The 16,027-nt window shown below is 61.9% G+C and carries 15 protein-coding genes; 4 read left to right on the top strand and 11 right to left on the bottom strand.

All coding sequences use genetic code 11. The features are described 5' to 3' along the window. Positions 1-145 precede the first annotated feature (145 nt). Both HX805_RS29265 and HX805_RS29260 read left to right on the top strand, forming a co-directional pair. Complete coding sequence (locus HX805_RS29265) at positions 146-1,396, top strand: OprD family porin (protein WP_177117541.1); 1,251 nt, start codon at positions 146-148, stop codon at positions 1,394-1,396. Positions 1,397-1,474: 78 nt separating this feature from the next. Beyond that, on the top strand, positions 1,475-2,374 hold the full coding sequence (locus tag HX805_RS29260; RefSeq protein WP_166742188.1) for a polysaccharide deacetylase family protein: 900 nt from the start codon (positions 1,475-1,477) through the stop codon (positions 2,372-2,374). On the opposite strand, the gene pcaC is transcribed toward HX805_RS29260, so the two are convergent. The 11 genes from pcaC to pcaR all read right to left on the bottom strand — a co-directional run bounded on the left by pcaC (position 2,371) and on the right by pcaR (position 13,267). Continuing rightward, complete coding sequence (pcaC, locus tag HX805_RS29255) at positions 2,371-2,763, bottom strand: 4-carboxymuconolactone decarboxylase (RefSeq protein ID WP_008431145.1); 393 nt, start codon at positions 2,761-2,763, stop codon at positions 2,371-2,373. The genes HX805_RS29260 and pcaC overlap by 4 nt on opposite strands. A gap of 187 nt (positions 2,764-2,950) precedes the next feature. Beyond that, entirely contained in the window at positions 2,951-3,742 is a 792-nt protein-coding gene (gene pcaD / locus HX805_RS29250) for a 3-oxoadipate enol-lactonase (RefSeq protein WP_003219815.1), read from the bottom strand. Positions 3,743-3,752: 10 nt separating this feature from the next. Further along, a complete protein-coding gene (locus HX805_RS29245; RefSeq protein WP_008431146.1) occupies positions 3,753-5,117 on the bottom strand; it encodes a 3-carboxy-cis,cis-muconate cycloisomerase in 1,365 nt (454 codons plus the stop codon). A gap of 49 nt (positions 5,118-5,166) precedes the next feature. Further along, entirely contained in the window at positions 5,167-6,462 is a 1,296-nt protein-coding gene (locus tag HX805_RS29240; protein ID WP_003219818.1) for an MFS family transporter, read from the bottom strand. Between the two features lie 180 nt (positions 6,463-6,642). Next, positions 6,643-7,209: a protocatechuate 3,4-dioxygenase subunit alpha gene (gene pcaG, locus HX805_RS29235; protein ID WP_003219820.1), complete on the bottom strand. Its 567-nt coding sequence runs from the start codon at positions 7,207-7,209 to the stop codon at positions 6,643-6,645. Position 7,210: 1 nt separating this feature from the next. Beyond that, on the bottom strand, positions 7,211-7,915 hold the full coding sequence (pcaH, locus tag HX805_RS29230; RefSeq protein WP_003219824.1) for a protocatechuate 3,4-dioxygenase subunit beta: 705 nt from the start codon (positions 7,913-7,915) through the stop codon (positions 7,211-7,213). Between the two features lie 28 nt (positions 7,916-7,943). Further along, on the bottom strand, positions 7,944-9,149 hold the full coding sequence (pcaF, locus tag HX805_RS29225; protein WP_177080986.1) for a 3-oxoadipyl-CoA thiolase: 1,206 nt from the start codon (positions 9,147-9,149) through the stop codon (positions 7,944-7,946). Continuing rightward, positions 9,146-9,928: a CoA-transferase subunit beta gene (locus tag HX805_RS29220; RefSeq protein ID WP_172834582.1), complete on the bottom strand. Its 783-nt coding sequence runs from the start codon at positions 9,926-9,928 to the stop codon at positions 9,146-9,148. The genes pcaF and HX805_RS29220 overlap by 4 nt, the downstream gene beginning before the upstream one ends. Further along, positions 9,925-10,782 (bottom strand): CoA transferase subunit A, encoded by an 858-nt coding sequence (locus HX805_RS29215; RefSeq protein ID WP_177080984.1) that lies wholly within the window; start codon positions 10,780-10,782, stop codon positions 9,925-9,927. Before HX805_RS29215 ends, HX805_RS29220 begins: the two co-directional genes overlap by 4 nt. 147 nt (positions 10,783-10,929) lie before the next feature. Beyond that, complete coding sequence (locus tag HX805_RS29210) at positions 10,930-12,276, bottom strand: MFS transporter (RefSeq protein ID WP_003219832.1); 1,347 nt, start codon at positions 12,274-12,276, stop codon at positions 10,930-10,932. A gap of 148 nt (positions 12,277-12,424) precedes the next feature. Beyond that, the gene (pcaR, locus tag HX805_RS29205) at positions 12,425-13,267 is read right to left on the bottom strand and encodes a pca regulon transcriptional regulator PcaR (protein ID WP_003219833.1); all 843 of its coding nucleotides are present in this window, start codon (positions 13,265-13,267) and stop codon (positions 12,425-12,427) included. A 667-nt stretch (positions 13,268-13,934) separates the two neighbouring features. On the opposite strand from pcaR, the gene HX805_RS29200 reads away from it, so the two are divergent. Continuing rightward, positions 13,935-14,135, top strand: a complete 201-nt coding sequence (locus HX805_RS29200; protein ID WP_169357768.1) for a hypothetical protein — start codon at positions 13,935-13,937, stop codon at positions 14,133-14,135. A 310-nt stretch (positions 14,136-14,445) separates the two neighbouring features. Continuing rightward, the gene (locus tag HX805_RS29195) at positions 14,446-15,921 is read left to right on the top strand and encodes an inorganic phosphate transporter (RefSeq protein WP_003219836.1); all 1,476 of its coding nucleotides are present in this window, start codon (positions 14,446-14,448) and stop codon (positions 15,919-15,921) included. The last annotated feature ends 106 nt before the right edge of the window (positions 15,922-16,027 follow it).

The following is a 16,027-nucleotide window of genomic DNA, read 5'->3' as shown; positions in this document are numbered from 1 at the left end:
CCCGCCCAGGAAGCGGTTTTTTTACGCCCATGACTTTGCGTTCGATCATCGCCCACAACCCGCTCTCCCCCACTTTCATCGCCCCCGCACCGCCCCGCACCATGGCCGCCACCTGCATAACCCCAATAACAACAGGTCTGACACCATGAGCACTTTCGACCCGCGCCGGCTTTTGCTGGCAACCGCTGTCGCCAGCATTGCCCTCCCCGTTGTCGCTGAAGAACACGGCTTCCTGGAAGACGCCAGCGCCAACCTCAACCTGCGTAATTTCTTCTTCAACCGCAACTACACCAATCCCACCAAGACCCAGGACGGCGCACAGGAGTGGACGCAAAGTTTCATCCTCGACGCCAAATCCGGCTTCACCCAGGGCACCGTCGGTTTCGGCGTGGATGTACTGGGCCTGTACTCATTGAAGCTCGATGGCGGACGCGGCACGGGTGGCACCCAGCTGTTGCCGCTGGACCACGATGGCCGCCCGGCGGATGAATTCGGGCGTCTGGGCGTGGCGTTCAAGGCACGGGTTTCAAAGACAGAAGTGAAAGTCGGCGAATGGATGCCGGTGCTGCCGATCCTGCGTTCGGACGATGGCCGCTCGCTCCCGCAAACCCTGCGCGGCGGGCAAATCACCTCCAAGGAGATCGACGGCCTGACCCTGTACGGCGGCCAGTTCCGCGCCAACAGCCCACGGGACGACAGCAGCATGACCGACATGTCCATGTTCGGGAAAACCGCGTTCACCTCCGACCGCTTCAACTTCCAGGGCGGCGAATATGCCTTCAACGACAAACGCACCCAGATCGGTGTGTGGAACGCCCAACTCAAGGACATCTACAGCCAGCAATACCTCAACGTGATCCACAGCCAACCGGTGGGCGACTGGACCCTGGGCGCCAACCTCGGGTTCTTCTATGGCAAGGACGACGGCAGCGCCCGCGCCGGTGACCTCGACAACAAGACCTGGTCCGGACTGTTCTCGGCCCGATACGGCGGCAACACGTTCTACGTCGGCCTGCAAAAACTCACCGGCAACAGCGCCTGGATGCGCGTCAACGGCACCAGCGGCGGCACCCTGGCCAACGACAGCTACAACGCCAGCTACGACAACGCCCAGGAAAAATCCTGGCAGGTACGCCATGACTATAACTTCGCCGCCCCGGGTATTCCGGGCCTCACGCTGATGAACCGCTACATCAGCGGCAGCAACGTACACAGCGGCACGGTGACCGATGGCAAGGAATGGGGACGGGAAAGTGAAGTGGCCTACGTGGTGCAGAGCGGAGCGCTGAAGAATCTCAATGTGCGCTGGCGTAACTCCAGCATGCGCCGGGACTACAACAACAACGAGTTTGATGAAAACCGGTTGATCGTCAGTTACCCGATAAGCCTGCTGTAAAGCCTCGACAGTCTTGTTGTATGGTGCGCGCGTGTCATGGATGACCCGCCCCAGCAGCCAATGTCATTCGAGTCCGCCATGAAACACTTCGCCACCGTATCGGCCGCACTAGCCCTGGCCCTGAGCCTCAGCGGTTGCATCGGCCCGCCTCTGGCGCTGACACCGCAAACCGAACAACGCCTGAAAACCGAGGCGCCAATCCGTTTTTTGCTGACCTTCGATGACGGCCCCAGCGCCTCGGGCTTCATGAACCCCAGCCGTTCGGTGATGGCGGACCTGGCGAACAACCCGATACAGCCGGGGATCAAGGCGGTGTTCTTCCTGCAGACCGAGGCGCCCCGCTCCGGCGGCAACCCGCGGGGCTACAAGACCATGGAGCGCGAATACGCGGCCGGCCATATCCTGGGCTTCCACACCGCGACCCCGTGGCACAGCAACCATCGCTTGCAGAATCCGGCTGAACTGGAGCACTACCTCAGCCTGGGTTCATCGACCCTCACCTCCATCACCGGCCAACCGCCCACACTGGTACGCCCGCCGTTCTGGAACTACGACAAGCGCACCTTCGCCGCCTATCAGCAACACGGCATGCATGTATTGCTGACCGACCTGAGTGCAAACGATGGGGTGATCTGGGTGTTCAACGGCAGCCCGCGTCGACGGGAAAACCTGATACGCCAACTCTCGGTGGTGCGTGAGCGCATCGCCAAAGGCGAATTACCGACGGTGGACGGCGTGATCCCGGTGGTGGTGACCTTCCACGATATCAACCGCTACACCGCCTGGCACTTGAAGGAATACCTGCAAATCCTGCTGGACAGCGCCCATATCAATGGCGTGCCCCTCGCCACACAGCCTTTCTACACCGACCGGGCAACCTTGCAGCGAGCCGCCATGGCCCGCACGGTAAAAAGCGCCGACGAAGTCGTGCATCTGCCCGGCGTGTGGAATTGGGTGTGGGACGCTGACTCGCACTAGACGCGCGACTCTACCCCCAACTCATCCCACACCGACTCGGCCAAGTGAAACGTCGCATTCGCCGCCGGGATCCCGCAATAGATCGCGCTCTGCATCAGCACTTCCTTGATCTCGGCGCGGGTCACACCGTTGCTCGCGGCGGCGCGCAGGTGCAGCTTCAGCTCTTCGCTGCGGTTCATGCCGATGAGCATGGCGATGGTGATCAGGCTGCGGGTATGCCGCGGCAGGCCCGGGCGGGTCCAGATATCACCCCAGGCGTGGCGGGTGATCATTTCCTGGAACTCGCTGTTGAACTCGGTCAGGGCGTTGAGGCTGCGGTCGACGTGAGCGTCGCCCAGCACTTCGCGGCGCACTTGCAGGCCTTCGGCATAACGTTGTTTCTCGTCCACAAAACGCTCCTCATGCAACGGTGACGACAGGCACATACCTGTGGCGAGGGAGCTTGCTCCCGTTGGGTCGCGCAGCGACCCCAGTGAGGCCGCTGCAGGGCTGTACAAATAGTTGGGTTGCGGCTGCTCAGGGGCTGCTACGCAGCCCAACGGGAGCAAGCTCCCTCGCCACAGGGTTCAGCGATACTCAGCGCGATAGCAGAAATTCCAGCACACGGTCGCTGAACGCCGCACCGGCTTGCACGTTGGACAAGTGCGCGGCATAGAACTCGGCATACTCGGCGCCCTGCACATGCGCCTGGATAAAGTGCCCACCCGCCGGCGGCGTCACCGCATCTTCGCTGCCTGCGATCACCAGGGTCGGCACCTTGATCGACGCCAGTTGCTCGCGGAAATCCGCGTCGCGCACGGCCGCGCAGTTTGCGGCATAACCCTGGGGATCAGTCGCCGCCAGCATATCGGTGATCAGCTTGGCCTGGTCAGGATGAGCCTCGGCGAAGTCGGCGGTGAACCAGCGGGCAATTGACGCATCACGCAGGGCAACCATCGCGGCCGCACCGTCGCGCAGGACCATCTCGATCCGCGGGTTCCAGATCTCGGGCGTGCCGATCTTCGCGGCGGTGTTGCACACCACCAGCCGGCGCAAACGCTCACCCGCGTTGATCCCCAGCCACTGGCCGATCAGGCCGCCCATGGACAACCCGCAGAAATGCGCGCGCTCGATCTGCAACGCATCCAGCAGCGCCAACACGTCACGGCCCAACTGCTCGATGCTGTAGGGACCTTCGGTGACCAGCGACTTGCCATGGCCGCGGGTGTCGAAACGCAGCACCCGGAAGTACTGGGTGAACGCCTCGATCTGGATGTCCCACATATGCAGGTCGGTGCCCAGGGAGTTGGACAGCACCAGTACCGGTGCATCTTCGGGGCCATCGAGTTGGTAGTTCAGTTCGCCATCGGCGAGTTGTACAAATCCCACAGCAGCCTCCTCAGGCAGTCAAAGCAAAATGTTCGGCCACGGCCCGGGTGACCCAGGTGTGCGCCTGGCCCAGGTAGTGCGCCGGGTCCAGCAGGCGATCGAGTTCGGCCGCCGAAAGCTCGGCAGTCACTTGCGGTTCATCCCCCAGCACCGCCCGCAGGTGGCGCCCGTCGGCGACGGCGCGTTTGCAGCATTGTTCCAGCAGATGGTGCGCGGTTTCGCGGCCCAGGCGCTGGGCGAGGACGATGCTGACCGCTTCGGCCAGTACCAGGCCCTGGGTCAGATCAAGGTTTTGGACCATGCGCCGGGGGTCGACTTCCAGGCCTTCGCTGACCAGCAGCGCCTGGTGCAATGCACCGGATACCAGCCGGCAAATCTCCGGCAGGGTTTCCCATTCGGCGTGCCACAGGCCCAGGCTGCGTTCGTGTTCCTGGGGCATCGCGCTGAACATCGTTGCCACCAGGCCGGGCACTCGCGTGGCAGCGCTGATCAGCACGGCAGCGCCCACCGGGTTGCGCTTGTGGGGCATGGTCGAAGAGCCGCCCTTGCCGGGGGCCGACGGCTCAAACACTTCCGCCGCTTCGGTCTGCATCAGCAGGCTGATGTCGCGACCCAGCTTGCCGAGGCTGCCGGCGATCAAACCGAGCACCGAGGCAAACTCCACCAGGCGGTCGCGCTGGGTATGCCAGGGTTGCTCCGGCAGGCCCAGCTGCAACTCGGCGGCCAGTGCTTGCGCCACCGGCATCGCCTGTTCGCCGAGGGCCGCCAGGGTTCCGGAAGCACCGCCAAATTGCAGCACCAGCAAACGCGGCTTCAGCTCACTGAGACGTTGCCGGTTGCGGGTGACTGCGCCGAGCCAACCGGCGATCTTCATGCCCAGCGTGACCGGCGTTGCATGCTGCAGCCAGGTCCGGCCCGCCAAAGGAGTTGTCCCGTAACGCTGGGCCTGGGCGGCAAGAATGTCCCCCAACCGCGCCAGATCATGTTCGATCAGCTCGACCGCACTGCGCAGTTGCAGCACCAGGCCGGTGTCCATCACATCCTGGCTGGTAGCGCCCAGATGCACATAACGTTCGGCGCCGGCATCTTCGCTGGCGATCAACTTGCCGAGGGCCTTGACCAAGGGAATCGCGGAGTTGCCTGCGGTGGCGATGGCGTCGCCGAGGGCATCTACGTCGTAGAGAGAAGCCAGGCAGGCCTGGGCAATGGGCGCGACGGCCGCTTGCGGAATCAACCCGACCTGAGCCTCGGCCCGGGCCAGCGCCGCTTCGAAATCCAGCATGCCCTGCAAACGCCCCTGGTCGCAGAACACTTCAGCCATGCCGTTGGCGGTGAAGTAGGCGTCGAACAGTTGGTTGCTCGTGCGCATCGTCATAACACATCCCTAGGTGGCGCATACCCGGCAACGGGCATGCGCCAGCCGGTTACAGATCGTGGTGCAAATACGCCGCCTCTTTGGGCAGGCGCAAGCTGAACAGGAACGCCACCGCCATCATCGCCGTGACGTACCAGTAGAAGGTGTTCTCCATGCCCATGGACTTGAGACCCAAGGCCACATACTCCGCCGAACCACCGAAGATCGCGTTCGCCACCGCATACGCCAGGCCCACGCCCAGTGCGCGTACTTGTGGCGGGAACATTTCGGCTTTCACCAGGCCGCTGATGGAGGTGTAGAAGCTCACGATGGCCAGGGCCAGGGTGATCAGCACAAAAGCCAGGAACGGGCTGCTGACGGTTTTCAGGGTCAACAGGATTGGTACAGTGCACAGCGTGCCCAGGGCACCGAACCACAGCATCGAGTTACGGCGGCCAATCTTGTCCGCCAGCATGCCGAACACCGGCTGCATGCACATGTAGAAGAACAGCGCGCCGGTCATGATGTAGCTGGCGGTCTTGGCGTGCATCCCGGCGGTGTTCACCAGGTACTTCTGCATGTAGGTGGTGAACGTGTAGAAAATCAGCGAGCCGCCGGCGGTATAGCCGAGCACGGTGATAAACGCCGCCTTGTGATCGCGGAACAGCGCGGCAATGCTGCCGGCGTCCTTGTCTTCACGCATTTCCTTGCTGGTGGTTTCTTTCAGGGTGCGACGCAGCAACAGCGAGATCACCGCCGCAATGGCGCCGATCACAAACGGAATGCGCCAGCCCCAGGCCCGCAGTTCTTCTTCGGTGAGAATCTGTTGCAGGATCACCACCACCAACACCGCCAGCAGTTGCCCGCCGATCAGGGTCACGTACTGGAACGAGGCGAAGAACCCGCGCTGGCCCTTGAGGGCGACTTCACTCATGTAGGTGGCGGTGGTGCCGTATTCGCCGCCGACCGACAGGCCCTGGAACAACCGGGCGACCAACAGCAGGGCCGGGGCCCAGGCGCCGATGTCTTTGTAGGTGGGCAAAAAGGCGATGACCAGGGAACCGGCGCACATCATCAGCACCGAGATCATCATGGAATTCTTGCGACCGTGTTTATCCGCCACCCGGCCGAACAGCCAGCCGCCGATGGGGCGCATCAGGAAGCCGGCGGCGAACACGCCGGCGGTGTTCAGCAGTTGCACGGTGGGGTCGTCCGACGGGAAAAACGCCGGGGCGAAATAGATGGCGCAGAAGGCATAGACGTAGAAGTCGAACCATTCGACAAGGTTGCCGGAGGAGGCACCGACAATCGCAAAAATCCTTTTGCTGCGTTCTTCTCCGGTGTAGTGGCTGGTTTTTGTTGTCATGTTTTTTCACTCAGTGGGAACGGTTATAGCCTAGACATACTTTGCAACAACCATGTTCCGCAAGCAGACTTTTGGATATTTGTTGCCTGGGCCGGCCTCATCGCGGGCAAGCCCGGCTCCCACATTTGGAATGCATTCCCCTGTGGGAGCTGGCTTGCCTGCGATAGATCCGCAGCCCACTCAATAATCGAAGAACACCGTCTCTTCGTCTGTGCCCTGCAAAATCACATTCCACTGATACACACCCGCCGCATCCGCCTTGGCGATCAACGTGCGGCGGCGCTCCTGCGGCACACACGCCAGCAGCGCGTCATCCCCATTCGCCGCTTCACCGTCAAAGTAAATCCGCGTCAGCAGGTGCTTCACCAGCCCACGGGCAAACACCAGCACCACCAGGTGCGGCGCCTGGGTCGTGCCCTTCAACCCCGGCACACTGCCCGGCTTGATGGTGGTAAAGCGAAACCGCCCTTCAGCGTCCACCGGCACCCGGCCAAAGCCTTCGAAGTTCGGGTCCACCGGTTTGTCCTGCTCATCCTCAGGATGGTCGTACTTGCCGGCCGCATTGGCCTGCCAGACTTCCAGCATGGCGTCGTTGACCACATCGCCATTGCCATCCACCACCTGCCCGGTGATCGCCACGCGCTCGCCGAGGGTGGCCGCAACGGTCAGGTCTTCGCGGTTCAGCCAGGTCAGGCCGATGTGGTAATACGGCCCGACGGTGTGGGAAGTAGTCGCGTTGAGGCTCATCTCATTTCTCCATCGGCGTGGCGTCGCGGCCGCGCAGGACGATGTCCCAGCGGTAGCCGAGGGCATAGTGCGGAATGGTTTTTTCCAGATCGAACGAGGCGATCAGGCGTTCCTTGGCGGACGTGTCCGGGACGCAGTTGTAGATCGGGTCATAGGCCAGCAGCGGGTCACCGGGGAAATACATCTGCGTCACCAACCGCGTCAGCACACTCGGGCCGAACAGCGAGAAGTGGATGTGCGCCGGGCGCCACGCGTTGTGGTGATTGCCCCACGGGTAGGCGCCGGGCTTGATGGTCTGGAACTGGTACCAGCCGTCGGCGTCGGTGACGGTACGCCCGGTGCCGGTGAAGTTCGGGTCCAGCGGTGCGTCGTGCTGGTCGCGCTTGTGGTTGTAGCGGCCGGCAGCGTTGGCCTGCCAGATTTCCACGAGGATGCCGGGAACGGGCAGGCCGTTTTCATCCAGCACGCGCCCGTGAATGATGATGCGTTCGCCCTGTGGCTCGCCTTCGTGCTGGGCGGTCAGGTCGTTGTCCTTCTCGTTGACGCGCTCGGCGCCGATGGTCGGGCCAGTGATTTCCGACAGGGAATGGGGCAGGAACACCAACGGCTTGGACGGCGAACGCAGGTTCGTCGACTGGTAGGCTGGGTGCAGGTAATCAGGCTGAGTACCCGCTTGCGGGCGCCGGTATCCGGGCTTGTCACTCATGGAGCAATCCTCTTTATTCTTGTGGGTCTCAAACGCGTTCGATCGCCAGGGCCAGGCCTTGGCCCACACCGACGCACATGGTCGCCAGGCCTTTGCTGCCACCGGTTTTTTCCAGCTGATGCAGCGCGGTCAGTACCAGGCGCGCACCGCTCATGCCCAGCGGATGGCCAAGGGCAATCGCGCCGCCGTTCGGGTTGACCTGCGGTGCGTCGTCGGCAATCCCCAGCTCGCGCAGCACGGCCAGGCCTTGGCTGGCGAAGGCTTCGTTGAGTTCGATCACATCGAAATCAGTTACCGCCAGGCCCAGGCGTTCCACCAGTTTGCGCACCGCCGGCACCGGGCCGATGCCCATCACACGCGGCGCCACACCGGCGCTGGCCATGCCCAGCACCCGGGCGCGGGCGGTCAGGCCGTGTTTTTTGACGGCTTCAGCAGAGGCCAGAATCAGCGCAGCGGCACCATCGTTCACACCAGAGGCGTTGCCTGCGGTGACGGTCTTGTCCGGGCCGTTGACCGGCTTGAGTTTGGCCAGGGCTTCCAGAGTGGTATCGGCCCGCGGATGCTCGTCGTGCTCGACCACGGTTTCGCCTTTTTTGTGGGCGACACGCACCGGTACGATTTCTTCGGCGAAGAAACCGGCGGCCTGTGCAGCGGCAGTACGTTGTTGGCTGCGCAGGGCGAAGGCGTCCTGGTCGGCGCGGGAGATTTTATAGTCGTCGGCCACGTTGTCAGCGGTTTGCGGCATCGGGTCGACGCCGTACTGGGCCTTCATCAACGGATTGATAAAGCGCCAGCCGATGGTGGTGTCTTCCAGCTTCATGTTGCGCGAGAACGCCGCATCGGCCTTGCCCATCACGAACGGCGCGCGGGACATCGACTCGACGCCACCGGCAATCGCCAGTTCCATCTCGCCGCTGGCGATGGCGCGGAAGGCCGTGCCGATCGCGTCCATGCCCGAAGCGCACAGGCGGTTCAGGGTAACGCCGGGAATGCTCTCCGGAAGGCCCGCCAACAATGCCGCCATGCGCGCCACGTTGCGGTTGTCTTCGCCGGCCTGGTTGGCGCAGCCGAGGAACACTTCGTCCACCGCGTTCCAGTCCACCGATGGGTTGCGTTCCATCAGCGCCTTGATCGGCAGTGCCGCCAAGTCATCGGCGCGCACGGTGGACAAGCCACCGCCAAAACGGCCGATGGGGGTACGAATGGCGTCACAGATAAATACGTCGCGCATCAGGCTTCTCCGGGGGCTTGGCCGTGGGCGGCAGCGGTGCGTGCCTCAAGGTCGCGCAGGGCAGTCAGTTCAATCTCGGTGGGTTCGGCGCTGGTGGTCACCTGGTCGGCAAAACGAATCGCCCAACCGGTGGCGGCCACTACTTGCTCACGGGTCACGCCGGGGTGCAGGGCGGTGACGACAAATTCGTGGCTGCCCTCCTCCGGCTCCATGATGCACAGGTCGGTAATAATCCCTACAGGACCGGCGCCTGGCAGACCCAGGCGTTTGCGCGAGTCACCGCCTTCGCCGTGGCCGACCGAAGTGATGAAGTCCAGCTTGTCGACAAACGAGCGGGCCGACTGCTTGAGGATGATCAGCACGCTCTTCGCGGAGCCGGCGATCTCCGGTGCGCCACCGGCACCTGGCAGGCGCACTTTGGGCTGGTGGTAGTCACCGACCACGGTGGTGTTGATATTGCCGAAACGGTCGACCTGGGCCGCGCCGAGGAAGCCGACGTCAATGCGCCCGCCCTGCAGCCAGTAGCGAAAAATCTCACCGGTCGGCACCACGGTGTCAGCGGTTTCAGCCAGCTCGCCGTCACCGATGGACAGCGGCAGCACCGAAGGCTTGGCGCCAATCGGGCCGGACTCGTAAATCAGCACCACATCCGGCGACGATGTCAGGCGCGCCAGGTTGGCAGCCTTGGAGGGAAGGCCGATGCCGACGAAGCACACCGAACCGTTCTTCAGGCGGCGCGCGGCGGCGACGGTCATCATTTCGTTGGTCGAGTAAGCCATTATTTGGCCTCCTGCGCGGTGGACAGCTTGGCCTGGAATTCACTGAAATTGGCGGTGCCGTGGATGTATTCGTTGATCCACGCAGTAAACGTCTCACGGTCCCGGGCGATGGGGTCCCAGGCCTGGTAGAAACGGTTGTCACGTTCGGTGTAACCGTGAGCGTAGGACGGATGCGCGCCACCCGGCACATGGCACACGGCAGTCAGGGCCCAGGTCGGCAGCACGCAGGCGTTCATCGGCGCGTTGAGGTCGTCGACGATTTCTTCAACGGTAACGATGCAGCGCTTGGCCGCCAGGGCCGCTTCCTTCTGCACCCCGAGGATGCCCCACAACAGCACGTTGCCCTTGCGGTCAGCCTTTTGCGCGTGGATCACGGTGATGTCCGGGCGCACCGACGGCACGGCCGCCAGCACTTCGCCGGTGAAGGGGCAGGTCACGGTCTTGATCAGCGGGTTGACCTTGGGCAGGTCGGAACCGGCGTAGGCGCGCAACACCGCGAATGGCAGGCCGGAGGCACCGGCGACGTAGGCATTGGCCAGGTCGGCGTGGCTGTGCTCTTCGATCTCCAGCGGTTGCGGCCATTGCTTTTCAACGGCGTCCCGCAGGCGATGCAGGGAACCCACGCCCGGGTTGCCGCCCCAGGAGAAAATCAGCTTGCGTGCACAGCCGGCACCGATCAACTGGTCGTAGATCAGGTCAGGCGTCATGCGCACCAGCGTCAGGTCTTTCTTGCCCTGACGAATGATTTCATGACCTGCCGCCGTAGGAATCAGGTGAGTAAAGCCTTCGAGTGCAACGGTGTCGCCGTCATTCACGAACTGCTTTACCGCATCAGCCAGCGAAAGGATTTCAGCCATGGGGTGGGCTCCCGGTATCGATCGAAAAAGGCGCTGGAGGCAGCGCCGAAGTGCTTGAAGATTAAGCCGGGGGTCGGGGCCAAACAATCCGATAATCGACTGAGTGTTCGATTATCGAACGGATTGTTGTCTTGCTATCGGTCCGTTTCAGGTAGCGTCGGCATGGCTGACCATGCCCTTGATCACCACCGCGGTGGTGGCCAATGCCGCCGGGATCACCAGAGCGGTCAGCACCTGTTCGAAGTTCCAGCCCAGGCCCAGCAAGGTCGCGCCCATCCACGCCCCGAGGATCGCGCCGAAGCGGCCGATGCCGAGCATCCACGACACGCCCGTGGCGCGGCCCTGGGTCGGGTAGAAACGTGCGGCCAGCGACGGCATCGCCGACTGCGCACCGTTGACACACATGCCGGCAATCAACACCAGGGTCGCCAGCAGCGTGATATTGCCCAGGCTCTGCCCCACCGCGTAGGCAAACACCCCGGCCAGCAGGTAGAAAGTGCCGATGACCTTGTGGGGATTGAACCGGTCCATCGCCCAGCCCACGCCGACCGCACTCAATACGCCGCCAAACTGGAACAACGCACCGATAAACGCGGCCTGTTCCATGCTGGCGCCGCTGTCGCGCATCAGGGTCGGCAGCCAACTGGTCAGCAGGTAAACAATCACCAGGCCCATGAAATACGTCAGCCACAACAGCAAGGTGCCGGCGCTGTAGGTGCCGGAGAAGATCACCGCGAACACGTTGCGCGCCTTGACGGTTTTCTGTTCGGGCACGCTGAAGCTCGAGGCCTGGGCGACGATACCCGGCTCGATAGGCGCCAGGGTCTTGCGCACCTTGTCGGTGCCGCGATTGCGCACCACCAGGTAACGCGCCGACTCCGGCAGCCAGAACAGCAGCACCACCGCGAGGATCAGCGGCAACAGGCCGCCGATCATCAGCAGGCTGTGCCAGCCATACGCCGGGATCAGCTTGGCCGAGATAAACCCGCCACCGGCCATGCCCAGGTTGAAGCCGCAGAACATGCTGGTCACCAGCAGCGACTTATGGCGTTCCGGGGTGTATTCGGAGAGCAGTGTCGTGGCGTTCGGCATGCCGGCGCCCAGGCCGAGACCAGTGAGGAAGCGCAGGATCAGCAGTTGATCGACGTTGCTGCTGTAGGCCGAGGCCAGGCTGAAGGCCCCAAACACCAGCACCGCCCCCACCAGCACCACCTTGCGCCCGAAGCGGTCGGCGAGTGGGCCGGAGCCCAGGGCGCCGAAGACCATGCCGATCAACGCGGCACTCATTACCGGGCCGAGGCTGGCGCGGTCGATGCCCCAGTCCTGGGACAGCGCCGGGGCGATGAAGCCCATGGCGGCCGTGTCGAGGCCGTCGAGGAAGACGATGAGAAAACACAGGATCACCACTCGCCACTGATACCGCGACAGCGGCTGGGCGTTGATGAAGGACTGAACGTCCAAACAAGTACCGACAGCAGGTGAAGGCTGATTCATTATTTTTATTTCCACACCGATGGGCGGGCGAACGACCTTGAGTCGTCATTATTATTGGGGCGGCGCCTTGAAGCGCTGCCGCACATTAATAAGCCTTGGGAAACACCGTCAATTCATCCAGCCGGGATCTGTGCGGTCACCGAACAGCTTACGCAAACAGCTGCGCGCTCAGCTCCTGGCTGGCACTGAGCATGCTCGGCAGGAAACGCTGCTCCAGCTCGCTGCGGCTGACCCGCCCGGCATGGGTGCTGACGTTCAGTGCCGCCAGGACCTGGCCCGAAGCGTCGTACACCGGCACGGCGATGGAACGCAGCCCTTGCTCCAGTTCCTGGTCGACAATGCACCAGCCCTGCTGCCGCACTTCCTGCAGGCATTCGAGCAAGGCTTGCGGGGTGGTGAGGGTGCGGCTGGTCTTGGTTTGCAGGTCGGCGTGGTCGAGGTAGTCCTGCAGCGAGGCGTCATCCAGCGCCGCCAGCAGGATACGGCCCATGGAGGTGCAGTAGGCCGGGAGACGGCCGCCCACGGAAAGGTCGACGGAAATCAGGCGTTGGGTGGTGGCGGAGCGGGCAATGTAGAGGATGTCATCACCTTCCAGGGTTGCCATGTTGCACGCCTCGTGGAGCTGCTCGCTCATGCGGTCCAGGTAAGGCTGCGCCGAAACGGCCAGGGGCGTGGACGACAGGTAAGCGTGGCCGAGGGTCAGCACCTTGGGCAACAGCGAATAGGTACGCCCGTCGGTGGTGGCGTAGCCGAGTTTGATCAGGGTATGCAGGCAACGGCGTACGGCAGCGCGGGGGATTTCCGTGCGGTGGCTGATCTGGGCGATGGTCAGGTGGCGCTTGCGCTCCTGGAATGCCTGCACCACGGCCAGGCCGCGTGCCAGGGAGGTCATGAAATCCGGATCACCGGTAAACGCCTGGATGCGCTTGGCCGGTGACGCAACGATCGGCGGCGCCACTGATGCGAAGGAGTTGCGCAATTGATCGTTCATTTGGGGTCCTTTCTCTTATTTTTAACCGCTGCGGGAGGGTGACCGCTATTACAAGCCGCCGTGCAATGGCTGCACAAGGCAGGGCAACCAACATTGGGCGATTATCGGACGGTCATTCGATTATCGCAATTTGTCACCGCCGACCGGTGCCGGAACCCCTCTACATCCATTTGAGTGCCTTTCAGAATCGACTGATGTACGAGAGAAGTTAAGGTTGATTAACGCCTGTAGAACATTGCACGATTTATGGCGCCAATAGTTCAGCAAATACCCCACACACCTGCGTAACAAAACCCTCACACAAAGTTGACGATTTTTAACTTGTTGGCGATAGTGTTATTCAAGCGCGTGGCTATAATGCATCCTGTGCAGGAGCCAGCCTCGCCTGACCCCGAGGATAGATTTCACCCAGTCGTGCACCGGCTGCGTGCAGGCTCCGCCGCAAGTACCTGACACACATTTCGAATGCCTGCCAACTGCTTGTGGCTGTGACAAGAAAACTGTTGCTACGACAACTGCTCTTCTCCGGTATCGTGGCCGCGTGCAATAAAGAAGTGGTTTTTCCTGTATACCTTTCCACGCTGATCTTCAGATTGACGGTATACCGGGGGCGACTTCCCGGCATCGCGTTTCGCCGGAATCAAACTCAACTCAATTAGGTAACAATGTGACGAAAGACGAACTGCGCGCGGAACTTGAGCGCCAGGAACAACGTTACAAGGATGTTTACGGCGGGGAAGTCACCACCTACGCTGCCCAGCCAGAACCTGAACGCAAGCCATGGCGCAAACGAGCCAGCCTGCTCGACCAGGCCTTTGCCCAGGAAATCCAAAAGATTGAACAGGACCTCAAAACCGAAGAGCCATAAGCGTTTCGGGTTGAGCTTCCAAAGGTGCCATCTCTCTGCCAGTACCACGCTGGTGGAGGGAAGCCCGTTATGTGGCCTTAGCGAAATTTCATACGATTGTTTCAGTTATTCCCTTCCGGCGCTTTATCCCGCGAATTTGATGGATCCTCCATATAAATCAATCACTTGCCAAAGCCCCGAAAACACCGGGATGCACGCCTCCCCCCCATTTTTTTTCGTTGAAGAATGTTACCGATGAGCAGCTAGTGCATTGATTACCGATGTTTTCTGGCATAATCGCGCCCCCTTACGACCGGGTCAGAAAACCTTCATGATCGATTTATTCAGCGGACTGGATGCTTGGGTTCTAGTGAGCCTGTTGCTCGCCCTGGCCTTTGTCCTCGCCTTCGAGTTCATCAATGGCTTTCATGACACCGCTAACGCGGTTGCCACAGTCATCTATACCAAAGCCATGCCTCCGCATCTGGCCGTGTTCTTCTCCGGGGTGTTCAACTTCCTCGGCGTGTTGCTCGGTGGGGTCGGTGTTGCGTATGCCATCGTGCACCTGCTGCCGGTGGAGTTGCTGATCAATGTGAACACCGGCCACGGTCTGGCCATGGTCTTCTCATTATTGGCAGCGGCGATCACCTGGAACCTCGGCACCTGGTATTTCGGGATCCCGGCGTCCAGTTCCCACACCCTGATCGGTTCGATCCTCGGTGTCGGCCTGGCCAACGCCCTGATCAACGACATTCCCCTGGCTGACGGCGTCAACTGGCAGAAAGCGATCGATATCGGCGCTTCGCTGGTGTTCTCGCCGATGGCTGGTTTCGTGGTTGCCGCCCTGGTGCTGCTGGGCCTGAAATGGTGGCGCCCGCTGTCGAAGATGCACAAGACACCGGACCAGCGCCGCAAGCTCGACGACAAGAAGCACCCGCCGTTCTGGAACCGCCTGGTCCTGGTGATTTCGGCGATGGCCGTGAGCTTCGTGCACGGTTCCAACGATGGTCAGAAAGGTATTGGCCTGATCATGCTGGTACTGATCGGTATCGTGCCGGCGCAGTTCGTACTGGACCTGGGCAGCACCACTTACCAGATCGAGCGCACCCGCGACGCCACGCTGCACTTGAATCAGTTCTACCAGCGCAATCAAGAAACCCTCGGTGAGTTCCTGGCCCTGGGCAAAAGCGTGAAAGACGATTTGCCGGGCAAGTTCCAGTGCAATCCGCAGCAGACTGAACCGACGATCAACGCCCTATTGGGGACCTTGAAAGGTGTCTCTGACTACCATTCGTTGACCGCCGAGCACCGGATTGAAGTGCGTCGTTATCTGTTGTGCCTGGATGACACCGCGAAGAAGGTGGGCAAGTTGCCAGGCCTGGATGCGCGTGAGAAGTCGGACCTGGACAAGTTGCGCAAGGACCTGACGGCGACCACCGAGTACGCGCCGTTCTGGGTGATCCTGGCGGTGGCACTGGCCTTGGGCCTGGGCACCATGGTGGGCTGGAAGCGTGTGGTGCTGACCATTGGTGAGAAGATCGGCAAGCAGGGCATGACGTATGCCCAGGGTATGTCGGCGCAGATCACCACGGCCAGCATGATTGGCTTGGCCAATATCTTCAGCTTGCCGGTTTCCACGACCCATGTGTTGTCTTCGGGTGTGGCGGGGACCATGGTGGCGAACAAGAGCGGGCTGCAAGGTGGCACCGTCAAGACCATTCTGATGGCTTGGGTGTTGACGCTGCCGGCGACTGTGGGCCTTTCGGCCGGGTTGTTCTGGTTGGCTTCCAAGGCTTTGGGTAGCTGACAGCTCTTGGGCTTGTGAAGAGGGTGCGACCTGTGAGGGTCGTGCCTTTTTTTATGGCTGGGGTTTGGGTGTATATCCGTTATCTAGGTAACGGCCACTTATGGTT

The organism is Pseudomonas sp. G5001, from assembly GCF_013385475.1.
Classification (GTDB): Bacteria; Pseudomonadota; Gammaproteobacteria; order Pseudomonadales; family Pseudomonadaceae; genus Aquipseudomonas.
Note: the sequence above shows the minus strand (reverse complement) of the source record. Positions and strands in the feature narration are given on the sequence as shown.

Coding starts and splice junctions, on each gene's coding strand:
- HX805_RS29265 (WP_177117541.1), top strand. CDS start 146: ATGAGCACTTTCGACCCGCGCCGGCTTTTGCTGGCAACCGCTGTCGCC.
- HX805_RS29260 (WP_166742188.1), top strand. CDS start 1,475: ATGAAACACTTCGCCACCGTATCGGCCGCACTAGCCCTGGCCCTGAGC.
- HX805_RS29245 (WP_008431146.1), bottom strand. CDS start 5,117: ATGACGATGCGCACGAGCAACCAACTGTTCGACGCCTACTTCACCGCC.
- HX805_RS29240 (WP_003219818.1), bottom strand. CDS start 6,462: ATGACAACAAAAACCAGCCACTACACCGGAGAAGAACGCAGCAAAAGG.
- pcaG (WP_003219820.1), bottom strand. CDS start 7,209: ATGAGCCTCAACGCGACTACTTCCCACACCGTCGGGCCGTATTACCAC.
- pcaH (WP_003219824.1), bottom strand. CDS start 7,915: ATGAGTGACAAGCCCGGATACCGGCGCCCGCAAGCGGGTACTCAGCCT.
- HX805_RS29215 (WP_177080984.1), bottom strand. CDS start 10,782: ATGGCTGAAATCCTTTCGCTGGCTGATGCGGTAAAGCAGTTCGTGAAT.
- HX805_RS29210 (WP_003219832.1), bottom strand. CDS start 12,276: ATGAATCAGCCTTCACCTGCTGTCGGTACTTGTTTGGACGTTCAGTCC.
- pcaR (WP_003219833.1), bottom strand. CDS start 13,267: ATGAACGATCAATTGCGCAACTCCTTCGCATCAGTGGCGCCGCCGATC.
- HX805_RS29195 (WP_003219836.1), top strand. CDS start 14,446: ATGATCGATTTATTCAGCGGACTGGATGCTTGGGTTCTAGTGAGCCTG.